The sequence below is a fragment of the Glycomyces harbinensis genome (assembly GCF_900101745.1).
GTDB lineage: Bacteria > Actinomycetota > Actinomycetes > Mycobacteriales > Micromonosporaceae > Glycomyces > Glycomyces harbinensis.
In genome coordinates this window covers 13,644-28,379 of sequence record NZ_FNAD01000024.1, presented here as the reverse complement: position 1 = coordinate 28,379, position 14,736 = coordinate 13,644, and the positions used below count along the sequence as shown (strand labels likewise).

At 70.0% G+C, this 14,736-nt stretch carries 13 protein-coding genes; all 13 read right to left on the bottom strand.

Annotated elements, in window-relative coordinates; genetic code table 11:
* Window positions 1-143 precede the first annotated feature (143 nt).
* On the bottom strand, window positions 144-1,037 hold the full coding sequence (locus BLQ63_RS26115) for a ribokinase (RefSeq protein ID WP_091040479.1): 894 nt from the start codon (window positions 1,035-1,037) through the stop codon (window positions 144-146).
* Between the two features lie 87 nt (window positions 1,038-1,124).
* Window positions 1,125-1,871, bottom strand: coding sequence for a glutamine amidotransferase (locus BLQ63_RS26110; RefSeq protein ID WP_091040478.1), 747 nt, complete (start codon window positions 1,869-1,871; stop codon window positions 1,125-1,127).
* A gap of 13 nt (window positions 1,872-1,884) precedes the next feature.
* A complete protein-coding gene (locus tag BLQ63_RS26105) occupies window positions 1,885-2,709 on the bottom strand; it encodes an N-acyl homoserine lactonase family protein (protein ID WP_091040477.1) in 825 nt (274 codons plus the stop codon).
* 11 nt (window positions 2,710-2,720) lie between these two features.
* Complete coding sequence (locus tag BLQ63_RS26100) at window positions 2,721-3,836, bottom strand: ABC transporter substrate-binding protein (RefSeq protein ID WP_091040476.1); 1,116 nt, start codon at window positions 3,834-3,836, stop codon at window positions 2,721-2,723.
* 79 nt (window positions 3,837-3,915) lie between these two features.
* Window positions 3,916-4,701, bottom strand: a complete 786-nt coding sequence (locus BLQ63_RS26095) for an ABC transporter permease (RefSeq protein ID WP_091040475.1) — start codon at window positions 4,699-4,701, stop codon at window positions 3,916-3,918.
* Complete coding sequence (locus tag BLQ63_RS26090) at window positions 4,688-5,458, bottom strand: ABC transporter ATP-binding protein (protein WP_091040474.1); 771 nt, start codon at window positions 5,456-5,458, stop codon at window positions 4,688-4,690. The genes BLQ63_RS26095 and BLQ63_RS26090 overlap by 14 nt, the downstream gene beginning before the upstream one ends.
* Window positions 5,458-6,489: a LacI family DNA-binding transcriptional regulator gene (locus BLQ63_RS26085; protein ID WP_091040473.1), complete on the bottom strand. Its 1,032-nt coding sequence runs from the start codon at window positions 6,487-6,489 to the stop codon at window positions 5,458-5,460. Before BLQ63_RS26085 ends, BLQ63_RS26090 begins: the two co-directional genes overlap by 1 nt.
* A gap of 170 nt (window positions 6,490-6,659) precedes the next feature.
* Window positions 6,660-7,526, bottom strand: a complete 867-nt coding sequence (locus tag BLQ63_RS26080) for an ABC transporter permease subunit (protein WP_091040472.1) — start codon at window positions 7,524-7,526, stop codon at window positions 6,660-6,662.
* On the bottom strand, window positions 7,523-8,245 hold the full coding sequence (locus BLQ63_RS26075) for an ABC transporter ATP-binding protein (protein ID WP_091040471.1): 723 nt from the start codon (window positions 8,243-8,245) through the stop codon (window positions 7,523-7,525). The genes BLQ63_RS26080 and BLQ63_RS26075 overlap by 4 nt, the downstream gene beginning before the upstream one ends.
* Window positions 8,242-8,700 carry a hypothetical protein gene (locus BLQ63_RS26070; protein ID WP_091040470.1) on the bottom strand — a complete coding sequence of 153 codons (459 nt, stop codon included), beginning with the start codon at window positions 8,698-8,700 and terminating at the stop codon, window positions 8,242-8,244. The genes BLQ63_RS26075 and BLQ63_RS26070 overlap by 4 nt, the downstream gene beginning before the upstream one ends.
* Window positions 8,701-8,720: 20 nt before the next feature.
* Window positions 8,721-10,862, bottom strand: coding sequence for a peptidase domain-containing ABC transporter (locus BLQ63_RS26065; RefSeq protein WP_091040469.1), 2,142 nt, complete (start codon window positions 10,860-10,862; stop codon window positions 8,721-8,723).
* Window positions 10,859-11,353, bottom strand: coding sequence for a hypothetical protein (locus BLQ63_RS26060; RefSeq protein ID WP_091040468.1), 495 nt, complete (start codon window positions 11,351-11,353; stop codon window positions 10,859-10,861). The genes BLQ63_RS26065 and BLQ63_RS26060 overlap by 4 nt, the downstream gene beginning before the upstream one ends.
* Window positions 11,340-14,642 (bottom strand): type 2 lanthipeptide synthetase LanM family protein, encoded by a 3,303-nt coding sequence (locus tag BLQ63_RS26055; RefSeq protein WP_218125514.1) that lies wholly within the window; start codon window positions 14,640-14,642, stop codon window positions 11,340-11,342. The genes BLQ63_RS26060 and BLQ63_RS26055 overlap by 14 nt, the downstream gene beginning before the upstream one ends.
* Window positions 14,643-14,736 lie beyond the last annotated feature (94 nt).

Genomic DNA, 14,736 nt, shown 5'->3' with positions numbered 1-14,736 from the left:
CCGAAACTTACGGTTCCAAACTATAGATATCAGTCGATATAGTGTCAAGATGTTCGGGGTGAAAACCGCAAACCAGATCAAATCGAACGGAGCGTAGTCGAGCGCGAACGTGCCTGCGAGCCAACGGCCTCGACGGGCCCGTTCTAGCGTTCGGAGCGCGGGGTCGCGACGAGGTCCGCGGCGGCGGTGTTCGCCCGTTCGACGGCGCGGGCGAACGGCTCGCCCGCGGCGAGGGACGCCATCAGCGTGCCGGCGAACTCGTCTCCGGCGCCGGTCGTGTCGACGGCCCGGACCGTCCTGGCCGGAACGTGCCCGTGCTCCTCGGCGGTCGCGAACGCCACGCCGCGCGGTCCGGCGGTGACCACCACCGACCCGGCGAGCTTGCCCAGCAGCAGGGCGGCCGCCTCCGGGTCGCCCGGTTCGAAGCGATCGGCGGGCCGCAACTGCGCGATCAGGCTCTCGGCCTCCCGCTCGTTCACGATGAGCGGATCGGCCAGGCGGACGATCCCCGTCACCAGCGGGGCAACGGGACTCGGGTTGAGCATGAACCTGGAGCCGTGCGCCTCGCACCAGCGCGCCGCGGTCGAGACGGCGTCGAACGGTATCTCCAGTTGCGCGAGGACGGCCGCAGGGCGCACGCGCCCGAGCGCGGCACTGACGTGCGCGGCGGTCAGCGCGTGGTTGGCGAGCGGGGCGACGACGATGCTGTTCTCCCCGTTGCGGTCCACTTCGATGAACGCTCGGCCGGTCGGCACGTCGGCGCGCGCCGCTTCGTCCACGTCGACGCCGCGGCGGTGCGCGCCGTCCACGGCCAGTTCGCCGTACGCGTCGGCGCCGACGCAGCCGATCAGGTGGGTGTGCAGGTGCTTGGCGGCGGCCACGGCCTGGTTGTAGCCCTTGCCGCCCACGGACTCGGCGTAGCCGGAGGCGAGGACCGTCTCACCGGGCGCGGCTCGCCGGTCGACGGTGACGACCAGGTCGATGTTGACCGAGCCGACGACCGCGACCCGCGGTGGTTTCGGGGTGGTGGCGAACATGTGGTGCCTCCTCTTCGTCCGCGCTGCGGTGCGATGCGGTCGACGCGGGACGGACGCGGACGTCGCGCCCGTCCCGCGCGCCTCCTCTCAATCGCCGGCGACCCAGGTCGACAGCGCGCGCCACAAGGGCGCGTAACCCGTCCACTCCATAAACGGCGGAGGAGCCCAGTGGGGCGACATGTCCGAGGTGAACACCCCGGTCCGGCCTCGGCCGGCCTCGGCGACCGCCACCAGGGGGTGGCCGTTGACCTCGGCGAGCACGTCGGCGCCGCCCTTCGGTTTGGTGCGGTTGAACCCGAGCAGCGCGGGCCAGACCTCGCCGACCGAACCGAGGGCCGGATGGTCGGGCCGCAGGACCCTGACCCTCGCACCCTCGGGGTGCTCGGCGCGGTCGTCGACCTCGAGGACCTCCACGGGCAGCAGGTCGCCGATCGGGCTGTTGGCGTACCCGGCCTTGGCGTCGACGCCCGAGAACGAGAGGTAGCCGCCGACCATGAGCAGGCCGCCGCCGCCGAGCACGTACTCGCGGAGCAGGCCGAGCCGGTTCGGTTCGCTGGCGCTGGCGTTGAAGACCGCGCGGGTCAGCAGGAACGTGTTCGCGCCGACGTCGCTGATGACCACGAGGTCGTAGGACCGCAGCGCGTCGAGGTCGGCGGGGAACGCCGTCTCGATGGTGTGCGCGGGAAGGTGGTCGACGGTCCATCCGCCTTCGCGCAGGGCCGCGGCGAACTCGCGTCCGCCTTCGACGTACTCGGTGGTCGTGAAGCTGTCGAAGCCCTTCTGGTGGATCATGTGGGTGGTCCAGGACTCACCGAGGAGCAGTGCCTTCTTCATGTTCGGGCGCCTTTCATCCGATGGTTCCGGTGGGGAACAGTTCGCGGAACTTCCAGTCGTGCTCGGGGACGATGAGGTCGGCCTCCCGGTGCAGGCGCTCGTAGCCGGCCATGAGGTCGGGCAGGTCCCAGAACGACCCCATGGGCCAGTTCAGCTCGAGATTCTTGTAGTTGTACATGACGTCGCTGGTGAGGCAGACCGTTCCGAGTTCGGTCTCGACCATGACGACCATGCATCCGGGCGTGTGGCCGCCGATCTTCACCAGGCGCACGGCGGGGTCGATCCGCTCGTCGCCGTCGATGACCCGCAGGCGGTCGCGCACGGCCTCGACCTTGTAGGCGTACTCCGGGTAATAGAACATGCAGAAGCTCGGCGGCTCGGTGGCCTGCGGCAGCTCGTCGCGCTGCACGATGAACTCGGCGTTGGGGAAGAGCTCGTTGTTGCCCACGTGGTCGAAGTGCAGGTGCGTCAGCACGACCACGTCGACGTCGCCGGGCTCGACGCCGTGGGCGGCGAGGCCCGCCACGAGGTCCTGGTCGGCCGAGCGGGAGGCGACGAAGTCGACGCCGTAGCGGCTCTGCATCCGCGACACCTCGTCGATGTCGCCCAGGCCGGTGTCGATCAGGATCGTGCGGTCGGTGCCTTCGAGGAGCCAGACGGGCACGGGGACCATCACTCCCTCGTGGACCGACCCGTCGCGCCGGACGATGTCGTGCCGGTACCCGAAGGGCCGCCGGTCCTCCTCCGGCAGGTCCGGGTGCGCGCCGGAGTTCAGGAGCGACACCGCCAGTGAGCTCTCCAGCTCCCCGGTCACGATGTGGTGGATCTTGACGCTCATGGTCGTCCCTTCTAATAGCCGGTCTCGTCGGCGCCGTACTCGGCGACGTAGGCGTCCCAGACGTCGTTCATGAGGAAGTGGTCGGCGGCGTCCACGGGCGCCGGGATCGCCCCGGTGTCGACGAGGTAGGAGTTGTCGCTGTCCCAGGTGTCCTGCCAGTAGGCGACGCCCTCCTCGTCGAGGATCATCGACTCGGCGTCCGCGGCGTTGCCCGCGTACAGCTCGATGTTCTGCCAGTACTCCTTGAACCCGTCGAGCGTCAGTCCGGCGGCCGTCTCCTCGTTCAATCGGTCGGTGACGGTGGTGCCGCACGCGTCGGTCTCGGCGTCGCAGTAGCGGACGATGCGGTGCATGACGTTGACGAAGGCGAGCAGCGCCTCCTCGTTGTTCTCGACGTAGGCGCGCTTGGTGATGACGCCGTTGATGGGCGGCGGCGCGAGGTCGGGGCCGGCCAGGGCGACGACCATGCCCTCCTCGAGGGCCTTGGCGCGCTGCGGGACGCCGCCGAGGTAGGCGTCGCCGGTGCCGCTGAGGAACGCGGCGAGGCCCGCGTCCGGGTCCATGTCGACGAACTGCACGTCGGTCTCGTCCATGCCGACCGACGCGAGCGCGTCGTTGATCTGCTTGCCCATGTCGGTCGAGAGGGTCGTGACGATCTCCTTGCCCGCGAGGCTCTCGATCATCGCCGTCCGGGCCGCTTCGCGGTCGCCGAGCTCGGCCTCGAGGTCGTCGATCGTGGTGAGCGAGCCGCCGTCGCGGACCATCAGGGCCGAGCCTTCGGTGAACGGGTTCCACCCGTAGGCGTAGACGATGTCCGGGTCCGAGTTCGCGATGGACACGACGCCGGTGGTGTTGTTGACGGCCATGTCGACGTCGCCGGAGATGAGGGCCGGCGTGATGGCGTTCCAGGCCAGGGACTTGAGCTCGACGTCCAGCCCGGCCTCCTCGAACCAGCCCTGCTCCTGGCCGATGATCGGCAGGTAGGTGTCCTGGAAGGGCGAGATGCCGATGGTGATCTTGGTGAGGCCGTCGGCCCCCTCCTCCAACGTGTCGCCGCCGCCGCTGCAGCCGGCGAGGGCCAGGGCGGCGACCACTGGAATGGCCGCGTATCGCTTCACGGTCTTCATCGTGTGTTCCTTTCTTCGGGTGCCGTCTCCTGGGTGAGGCTTTCGGTGTGCGGAGTCGCTGGAGTGCGTCGGTGTCAGGTCAGCGCTGTGCCGCCCAACGGGTCACGTGGGCGCTGATGCGGGAGATGAGCTGGTCGAGGACGACGGCCATGAGCGCGATGCAGATCGTGCCGAGCAGCACGACGGCCGTGTTCAGCGTCCGGCTGGCCTGCATGATGAGGCGGCCGATGCCCGCGTCGGCCCCGAGGAACTCGGCGGCGACGACGACCGCGAAGGCCAGCGCGCTGCCGATCCTGAAGCCCGACAGGATCTCCGGGACGATCGCCGGCAGGACGACGGTGCGGTAGACCTTGCCGTTGTCGGCGCCGAGCGAGCGCGCCGCCTGGAGGTAGACGGGCGGGACGTTGCCCACCGCGACCGCGGTGTTGACGACCATGACCATGAAGCAGGCGAGCGCGCCGAGGAAGAGCTTGCTGCTGTCGCCGATCCCGAACCACAGGATGACGAACGGGATGAGCGCGACCGGCGGGACGGGCCGCACCGCCTCGATGATCGGGTTGAGGGCGTACATGAGCCACCGGGTGCGGGCCATCGCCAGGCCGACCGCGACGCCGAGCGCCGAGCCGCCGATCCAGGAGGCGAGGACGCGGCCGAGTGTGGCGCCGGCGTCGGCGAGCAGCTGCGTGTTGAGGGCGGTGACCGCCGTCCACAGTGCCTCGGGCGAGGGCAGGTAGAGCGGTTTGACGGCCCCGGTCCCGGTGGTCGCGACCCACCAGAGGACGAGCAGTGCCGCGACGACGCCGACGCTGATCAGCGGCCCGTATTCGCGCCGGGCGCGGGGTGCGGTCTCCTCAGCTCGCGTCATCGTGGACCTCCCTGAGCGAGTGGGCGATGGTCATTCGCAGTGCCTGGAATCCGGGGTCGGCGCGCAGGTCGAGATCGCGGTCGGGTCCGAAGGGGACGTCGACGATGCCGTGGACCCTGGCGGGCCGGGGCGTCATCACGATGACCCGGTCGCCGAGGAAGAGCGCCTCTTCGATGTCGTGGGTGACGAACACGATCGTCTTCGGTTCGGCGTCGGCGACCCGTTTGAGCGCCGTCCACATCGACTCCTTCGTGAACAGGTCGAGCGCGCCGAACGGCTCGTCGAGCAGCAGCACGTCCGGTCCGCTGGCGTAGGCGCGGGCCAGGTCGACCCGCTTGCGCATGCCGCCGGAGAGTTCCTTCGGATAGGCCTTCGCGAAGTCCGACAGGCCGACCAGGTCGAGGAACCGGGCGATCCGCTCGGCACGGACGGCGCGCGCCATCCCCTGCATGCGGGGGCCGAAGCCGACGTTGTCGGCGACGGTGAGCCACGGGAACACGGCGTCGGACTGGAAGACCACGGCCCGGTCGGCGGCAGGGCCGCCGACGGTCCTGCCGTCGAGGGTGATGGTGCCGGCGGTCGGCCGGAGGAACCCGGCGATGAGGTTGAGCATGGTCGTCTTGCCGCAGCCGCTGGGTCCGACGACACAGACGGTCTCGTGGTGGTCGATGGTCAGCGAGGTCTGGTCGAGTGCGACGGTGCGCTTGCGCGCCGTCTCGAACACCTTCGCGACCGAGTCGATGGTTATCTGCGCCATCAGCGGGCCTCCCGTCGGGCGGATTCGGGTCTGGGGGCGGACGTGGAGTCGCGGACGACGAGCTCGACGGGGTAGACGTGGCGCTCCCCGTCGAGCCCGTCCCCCTGGTCCAGGGCGGCGACCAGGGCGGCGACCGCCGACCTGCCGAGTTCGGCCACGTTCTGGCGGACGGTCGTCAGGCGCGGGCGGACGTAGCGGGTCGAGGCGATGTCGTCGAATCCGACGACGGAGACGTCGCGGGGGGTCTCGACGCCGATGGCGTTGAGGTGGTCGATCGCGCCGAGGGCCATCAGGTCGTTGGCCGCGAAGAGGGCGGTGATCTCTCCGGCGGCGAACGCGCGGCCGTGCGGTTCGGCGGCGATCCGGCCGCCTTCGTGGGTGAAGCCGCCGCTGACGATGCGCGGCTCGGGGACTCCGGCGGCGGCCCAGACCTCGGAGAACCCGCTGACGCGCTCGCGGCTGCTGACGAGCTTCTCGTTCGCCTCCATGACGAGCACGCTGCGATGTCCGAGGTCGAGGAGGTGCTGGGCCGCGAGCCTGCCGCCTTCGCGGTTGTCCGACACGAACGCGGTCGCCCCGGTTCCGGGCACCTCCTCGTCGACCAGGACCAGCGGGAGGTCGCCGAGCAGGCGGGCCAGTTCGGAATTGCTCGGCGGGGCGCCGGCGGCGTACACGACGCCGTCGACGGCTCGGGAGCGGATCATCGCCAACGCATGCTTCTCGCGTTCGTAGTCGAAGCCCGTGGTGCAGAGCAGCACGTTGTAGCCTCCGAGCGTGGCCGACTGCTCCACGCCTTGGGCGAGTTCGGCGAAATAGCCGTTGCCGATGTCGGGGACGATCAGTCCGAGGATGAGCGTCCGGCCGCTGGCGAGGCTCTGCGCGGAGCGGCCCGGGGTGTAGCCCAGTTCGTTGACGGCGGCGAGGACGCGGGCTTGGACGTCGGCGCTGACCTTCCGCTTTCCGCTCAGCGCGTGCGAGACCGTGGTGGGACTCACTCCGGCGCGTGCGGCGACGTCTGCGATCGAGACCATGAAATCAGGGCCCTCTCATCTCCAAAGCGCTTTGGCAAAGCGCTTTGGCCACCGTAACCCCCTCTCGGGTCTGACGCAAGTCACATTCGTATATCCCTGATGAATCGATCGGTCACCGTGTGCCGATCGTGCGGATACCCGCGGAAACCGGGCGGGGCTGCCGCCGGTTCTCAGACTTCTTTCCTGCGCAGCACCGCCGCGCCGACGGCCGCCCCGAGAGCCGCGTAGCCCAAGAGCACGACCGTGCCCACCCAGGGATCCGGAAGCAGCGGCATCTGCCTGTCGACGGAGGTCATGAGCTGGGTCGCGGTACCGGGAGCGAGGACCTGCAACTGGTAGAGCCAGTCGGCGTGGTAGACGAACTGGTCGAAGAACTGGGCGAACACCTGAATGCCGGTCGAACTCGCCACGTAGCCGACCGCGATGACCACCGCGGCCACCGTGTGGTTCTGGAAGAAGGTCGCGATCGACAGTCCGAGCACCGACCACACCACGAACGCGCCGAGGTTGACGGCGACGGCGCCCAGCGGCAGCCGGAAGTCGGCGCCCGTGGTCATCGCGAAACCGGCGGCCACGGCGAGGTCCACGAGCGTCGCGACGGCCCAGAGGAACACGCCCGAGACCGCGGCGACGATGAACTTGGCGGCGATGACCTTCTCGCGCACCGGCACCGCGATGAAGCTCGCGCTGAGGGTCCGGTGGCGGACCTCCGCGGAGAAGACCGTGGCCGCCAGCAGGGCGGCGAAGATCAGGCCCGTGTACTGCCCTCCGGTGAGGATGAGGGTGAACATCGTGTCCACGTCGGAGAAGGAGTCGTAGTTCTGCCGCAGCTCCGCCACGGTCCGCTCCGAGAGCTCCTCGCGGGGGCGCAGGACCGATGCCGCCACGTAGTCGTCGAACGGCTGGAGGAACGCCGCCATCTGCACCGCGGACCACGCGGCCGACACCAGCGCGCAGACCGCCGTCGCCAGCGTGAACCAGCGCCAGGTGCGCAGCGACCGGATCTTCAGGAACTCGCTCGCGATGACCGCCTTCATGGCCGTGTCTCCCCAGATCCGGTCAAGGCCAGCAATGTCCGCTCCAAGGTGCTGCTCTCCTCTACGACGTCCGACAGTGCGCCCGCCGCGATCTTGCGCCCGCGGTCGACGATCAGGACCTCGTCCGCGAACTGCTCCACTTCAGAGAGCACGTGGCTGGAGACCAGCACCGCGCCGCCTCCCGAGGCGAAGTCGCGCAGGTACCCGCGCAACCAGTGCATGCCTTCGGGATCGAGGCCGTTCATGGGCTCGTCCAGGATCAGCATCCGGGGCTCGCCCAGCATGGCCGCCGCGAGGCCGAGGCGCTGGCGCATGCCCAGGGAGTAGGTGCGGACCCGGTCGCGGGCGCGCTCGGCGAGCGCGACCGATTCGAGGACGGCGTCGCACCGGCTCCGTTCGATCCGGTTGGCGGCGGCCATGATCCGCAGGTGGTCGTAGGCGCTCCGATCGGGATGGAACCCGTGGTCGTCGAGCAGGGCGCCCACCACGGAGGACGGGTTCGGCAGCTCTCGGTACGGCGAGCCTTCCAGCAGTACGTCCCCCGAGGTCGGCCGCGACAGCCCGAGGACCATGCGCAGCAGCGTGGTCTTGCCCGCGCCGTTCGGCCCCAGCAGGGCGGTGACCGCACCGGCGGCGACCTCGAACGAGAGGTCGTCGACCACGGCCCGGGCCCCGTAGCGCTTCGTCAGGCCCCTCGCGACGAGGATCGGATCGCTCATGAGACACGCCCTTTGACCGTCAGCGCCCGGTGGAGGGATGTGCGCGCGAGCCGGAACCCTCCCGAGTCGGCCGAAGCGACCCGGCGGTGGAAGTACCCGAAGTAGGTCAGTACGGCCGTGACGAGGATGACGGCGGTCGTCACCCGCGAGGTCGGGTCGATGCCGCCCCACTGCCAGAGGAGATCGGCCGTTGCCGCGACCAGCATTGCGACGCAGGCGATCTGACCGAACCTGAGTATCGGCCTGGCTCCCGTGCGGCGCCGGTCCCCCCTGGCGAGGCGCCGGGATTCGGCGCCGTAGAACAGCGCGGCGATCACCATGGGCGCCGCCAGCGCCGCGATCGCGGGCTCGTTCACGATCCGGTTCCCGCTCACCGCCGGCATCAGCAGGAGCAGCCAGATCACGACCGCAGAGCCCATGATCATGCCGCCCTCGCGCCGGAGTCTGACGATCACGCGATGTCTCATGTTGTCCCCTAAGCGTTCTGGAGCTGGCGGTCGATCAGGTCCGCGTAGACGCCGCCGCGTGCCACCAGCTCCTCGTGCGTGCCCGACTCGACGATGCGGCCCTGGTCGAGAACGAGGATCCTGTCGGCGTCGCGCACGGTGGAGAGCCTGTGGGCGATGACGACCTTGGTGCACTGCAGCAGTTGGAGATTGCGGTGGACGCGCTCCTCGGTGGCCGCGTCGAGGTGCGAGGTCGCCTCGTCGAGCAGCAGGAGCTGCGGGCGCCGCACCAGCGCGCGGGCCAGTGCGAGGCGCTGGCGCTGGCCGCCCGACATGCCGCTGCCCCCCTCGCCCAGGATCGTGTCGTAGGCCATGGGCGCGGCGATGATGTCCTCGTGGATGCAGGCGAGTCCGGCGGCCTCGACGACCGCTTCGAGGTCGATGTCGTCGCTGCCGATGGTGAGGTTGGACAGCACCGTTCCGCCGAACAGGTCGGTGTCCTGCGTGACGATGCCGGCTCGGCGGCGCAGCGCGTTGATGTCGACGTCGCCGACGGAGACGTCGCCGAACCGGATCGTTCCGGCGGTCGGCCGGTAGAGCCCGAGGAGGAGCCTGGCGAGCGTGGACTTCCCTGCGCCGCTGCCGCCGACGATCGCGGTGGTGGTGCCCGGCCGGAGGGTCAGGTCGATGTCCTCGAGGACGTGTGCGCCGGTGCCGGAGTAGCGGAAGGCCACGCCTTCGACGCTGATCGGCGCGTCGAGGTCCGGTGCGGGCCGATCCCCCGGCTCCTGCTCGGCGTTCTCATCGAGCACGTCCCTGAGCCGGTCGAGGTGCACGCGCACGATCTGGAAGTTCTTGATGTTGCGTCCCAGCTGCGCCACCGGGGAGAGTGCGGCGCCCGACAGCGCGATGAGCGTCATGAGCATGCCGAGCGACAGCTGGTTCTGGAGGACCATGGCGGCGCCCGCGGCGAGCAGCAGCATGGGGGCCAGGACGCCGACGAGGGTCATCGCGGCGTTGATCGCGTTGTCCAGTCGCTGGCGTCGGAGCGAGGCCTGGAGCTGGGACGCGAAGCGGTGCGACCAGCGGCGGACCATGACGTCCTCGGCCCCGGTGGCCTTCACGGTCTCGGCGCCGTTGACGGCTTCGATCATCGTCGACTGGGCCTCGCCGAGGAGGTGCAGTTCCCGTTCGGTGAGTTGCTGGGCGCGGTCGGCGGTGGCGGCCATGAGCACGAGCTGCGCGAGGGCGACGAGCATGATGATGCCGACGAAGAGCAGGGAGTGGAAGCCGATGACGGCGAGGTAGACGACCAGGAGGACCAGGTCGAGCGCGATCGCCAGGAGCTGGCTGCTGATGAGGTCGCGCACATAGGAGGTCGAGGAGACCCGGACGACGATGTCGCCGCTGCTGCGGATCTGGAAGAAGCGGTACGGGAGCGACATGAGGTGCCGCAGGAATCCGGTCATCATGGACCAGTCCATGCGCGTCTGCATCCACAGCAGGAGCTCGGACCGGGCCAGGGTGACCAGGCCGTTCGTCACGGCGAAGGCGGCGGCGCCGCCGGCGAGGATCCACAGGAGGTCCGCGCTGCGGGTCGGCAAGACGCTGTCGATGACGTACCCGGTCAAGAACGCCGGAAGCAGGCCGAGGGCGGTGAGCAGTGCCGAGGCGAGCAGGACCGTGCCGAGGATGCGCGGGTCGCGCGGGAAGTGCGGCGCCATGAAGGACGCCAGTCCGAAGCCCTGCTTGCGGCGCGGCTCGAAGTCCTCGCCGGGGACGAGTTCGAGGACGATGCCGGTGAACTGGTCGCTGAACTCCTTGTCGGTCAGGCGAAGGCGGCCCAGCGCCGGGTCGACGACGACGACCCCGTCCGCGGTGAACCGCTCCACGACCACGAAATGGCTCATGTTCCAGTGCACGATGAGCGGGAGCGCGAGTTCCCTGAGTGCGCGCGGCTCGGCGCGGTAGGAGCGCGTCTCCATGCCGTGGGCGCGGGCCTGCTGCAGGATCTCGGCGGCCGTGGCGCCGTCGCGGGCCAGGCCCATCGATTCGCGCAGCTCCGAGACGAGGGTGTGGCGGCCGTAGTAGCCGAGCACCATCGCGAGCGCGGCGGCGCCGCACTCCACTTGGGAGGCCTGTAGTTGCAAGGGCACTTTCGGTCGGCTCATGATCCGTCTCCTCCGCGATCGCCGAAGACGGCGATCAGGAGACCGGTCCGTCCCGTGTTGACCGTGACCGATTCGCCGTCGTATCCGGTCGCGGCGCCGGGTGACGCGAGTTCGACCAGCAGCATGGTCCCGGTGGCGCCGTTGCCGGTGACCTGCTGGCTGTCCGTGGCGGTCCCCTCGATCTCGGCGCCGTCGGGCAGGGTCAGGACGATGGATTCACCGACCAGGTCGGGGGGCGTGTCGGAGAGCCCGACGACGACGTTGTCGTCCTCGATGCCGACCAGTACCCCCTTGGGGCCCTGCTCGACCTGGTACAGCAGTCCTGCCAAGGCGAGCACGGCGAGGCAGGCCGCTCCGGCCAGGAACGACCACCAGCGCGGCCGCAGCCTGGCGACGTCGAAGGGCGGCGCGGAGTCCTCGCGGTCGAGGCGGGCGTAATTGTCAAGGGCCTCTTGGCGGAAGACGACCCCCGGCCGGTCAGTTGCCGCCATGGCGCACGCCTCCCCGGGGTGCGTCGAGCTGGAGCAGGTCCCCTACCGTGGTCGGGCTCGCCTTGCGCGCCAGTCCCCATGCGATGCCGGCCAGCCCCGTCATGAGTCCGGGGGTCTCGACCCCGTGCGGGACGCCGCACAGCCAGCCGTTCTCGGCGCCGTCCGTGAGGACCGCCTTCCACAGGTAGGGCAGCTGCTCCCGGACGTCGGGGTTGGTGGCGATCGTGTCGAGCATGAGCAGGTTCCCGACGTCGCCGTGGCAGATCGAGTGGTTGCCCGTACCCGTGATCGGGTCCGAGTCCCAGCCGGCCCGGTAGAGGATGCGGGACGCCCGCTCCCGGTCGGACCGCAGGACCGCCCGGTCGACGCCGTGTCCTTCGGTGCCGAGGATCATGTGGCGGGCCAGGCCGATCCCGGGTGCGCCGTGGCACCAGGCGTTCATGACCGTTCGGCCGCCGGGGTTGGCCGGTCGCAGGTCGGTCCAGAGTTCGCTTTCCGCGTCGATCGTGGAGTTCTCGAATGCCAGCGCGCGCGCGATCGCCTCGCGGTACCGCTCGTTCGGGCTCAGGGCGTTGAGCCGCGCGAACGCCGCCGCGACGCCCGCCGCGCCGTGGGAGTAGCCGTTGAGCGCGGCGCCGTCGTTCATGGGGCTGACCCAGCCCCAGCCCTCGGCGAACTCCTTGCGGGTCGCCAGGAGGCGCCGCGCCGCCCGGTGGGCGAGGTCGAGCGCGCCCTGTCCGGGGGCGACGGCCTCCAAGGACTCCATGACCAGCATGAGGCCGGCGCAGCCCGAGATGATGTCGAGGTTCGTGTCCTGGTCGACCAACCGGTCCAGGAGCGGCATGAGCCTGAGCGCCGGCTCCAGCCAGTCCTGGCGGCCGTGCCGGTGGGCCGCGTGCGAGAGCACGTAGATCGAGCCCGCGACCTCGTTGAACCCTCCGACGGGGATGAGGTCGATGGACGGCGGCGGCGCGCCCGGGTCCTCGTTCGTGTCGAGGAGGATCTGCATGCGCCGCACCACGTAGTCGTAGAGGCGCTCGACGTCCTCGGCGAGGGTCAGGTCCCCGGTGACGCTCGCGACGGCGTCCAGGGCGTGGGTGATGCCGCCGATGCCGTTGTAGAAGCCGATCGGCGCGGGGGTCAGGATCCAGTGCGTCTCGTCGACCAGGTCCAGCCCGAGCCAGCCCATCGTGTCCTCGCCGCGGATGAGGAGCGACTGGATGCGCTTGGCGATCGCGAGGGACTGCTCTTCGAGGTCGCCGCTGCCGACCGGGTCGGACGGCACGGGTTGCGACCAGTTGGGCCACCGGGCCTCCTTCCCGATCATCGTCGTGGCGGCGAGTGCGGCGTCGACGATCCACTGCTGCCGGAGTCGGTCGTCGTCCCCCATGTCCCTGATCCGGTTCGTGACGTCGGTGATCGGCCGCTCGCGCTGCCCGAGCGGGCGCGGCGGGGTGCTGCCGTACAGGACTCCGGTGGAGGTGTCGATGGTGAAGACCGGCACGTCGCCGACGGTGAGCTCGGCGATCTCGGATTCGATCATGACCACGCGTTCGGTGCGGGACTCGTGGCCGAGGTGCAGCCGCGACAGCGACCGGTCGCGGTCCAGGCCGTCGCGCAGGAAGTCCGGGTGCGTGCTCTCCAGGAGGACGGTGCCGTAGATGTGGGTGGCGCGCGCGATGTGGCGGGTGTGCAGCCGCTCGAACGCCGCCATCGGCCCGCCGGGGGCCACCAGCGCTTCGGCGTGGTCTTGGAACAGGGAGTAGATCTCGGCGAAGCCCGCGACGACGCTGGCCCGGTGGTGGGCGATGTCGACGTGGTTCCCGTCCTCGTCGACCGCCTGGTTGTGCTCGGCGTCGTCCATCGCCGCGTGCTGCTTCACCAGCCGCATGGAGTCGGTGTCGCCGTTCTCCCAGATGGGGACGGCCATGGGGGTCTGCTGGCCGCCCTTGCCGACCGCGCCGGACATGTCGAGGGCGTGGACGCCGTCGTCGTCGCGCATGATGATCGGGTTCGGGAGGATGCCGGTGGAGTGGACCGAGTCGGCGAGCGCGATGGCCGAGATGTCGGTCGTCCCTTCGACCTTCGCCACGGCGTCGGTCTTGTCGGAGTGCAGGAGGGTCTCCAGGTCGACCAGGACCGGGTACTCGCCGCTGGCCATGACGTTCTCGAAGTGGAAGTCCGTGGCGTGCAGGGCGTACAGCACGGCCGCGAGCGCCCCGGTGCGCCAGGCGAACCGCTCGGCGCCGGCCGCGCCGACCGCCTGGTCGGATTCGAGGAACTGGGCCCAGCCGTGCTCGCCGCGGTGCAGCGTGGCGACGCTGCGCAGGTCGTGGCTCGGGTCCTGGGCGTTGATCCAGTCGATCAGCCCGTTGTAGGCGACGTCCATCCCCAGGTTCCGGGGCTTGTAGACGACGGTGCCCTGGTCGAATCGGAGGATGCCGACGGACCGGCCGTTGCGGTGCCGGTCTCCTTCACCGATCGAGATGGACTCCAGCCGCCCCGCGTCCGCCATCCCCGGGATCTCGGACCGGATCAGTTCGATGTCGTCGGCGAGCGCGGTGAACAGTTCGAGCTGGGTGTCGATCCAGAACCGCAGTTGCGTCACCACCAGTCGGGCGAGCACGCAGTACTCGCGCCACAGCGGCAGTGCGACCTCGTCGGTCGACAGTTGCCGGCAGAAGTCCTGGAACCGCTGGCCGGGGTCCTCGCCGGTCAGGCGGCCTTCGACCCGGAACACGTTCAGCTCGAGGACCAGGGCCCGCTGCATGAGGGTGAGCAGGTGCTGCATCGGCACCGTGTCGAGCATGCGCTCGAGGATCTGCGGGTCCTTGAGGACCGGGTCGGTCTGGCCCTCCGAGCGGGCGTTGAGTTCCACCGCCAGCTCTTCGAGCGCTCCTTCGAGAAGGGGGCGCGCCCATTCGAGCAGTTGCAGGTCCCCGCGGAACCGGTGCAGGTGCTCCCGTCGGGTCGCCTCCCACCACTGGACGAAGGTCCGGTGCCACTCCGGCTCCTCACCGCGGCGCTCGCGCAGGGACGGCTCGGTCTCACCGAGGAGGGCGGTGAAGCCCTCGGCGGTCAGGTCTCGCACCGCGAGCCAGTCGGACAGGTCGCGGTCCGTTTCGTTGAAGCATTTGAGTTCGCTCCACATCTCCAGGCGGCGCGCCCCCCGCTCGAGATCGGTGGTGCCCGGCTCCGAGTTCCAGGACAGGCGTTCGGACAGCGTCGAAGACAGGTGCCAGGGAAGCTCGGGGGCCGAGGAGGCCCCAGCGGGCGTTGCGTTGTTCACGGTGGGTCCGATTCCGGTCGAAGGGATTGGCGGTTGGCCGGTGCCCGGCGGGGCTGCGGTGTCGCCACCGCGGCCCCGCCGGGGTTCGCCGTGT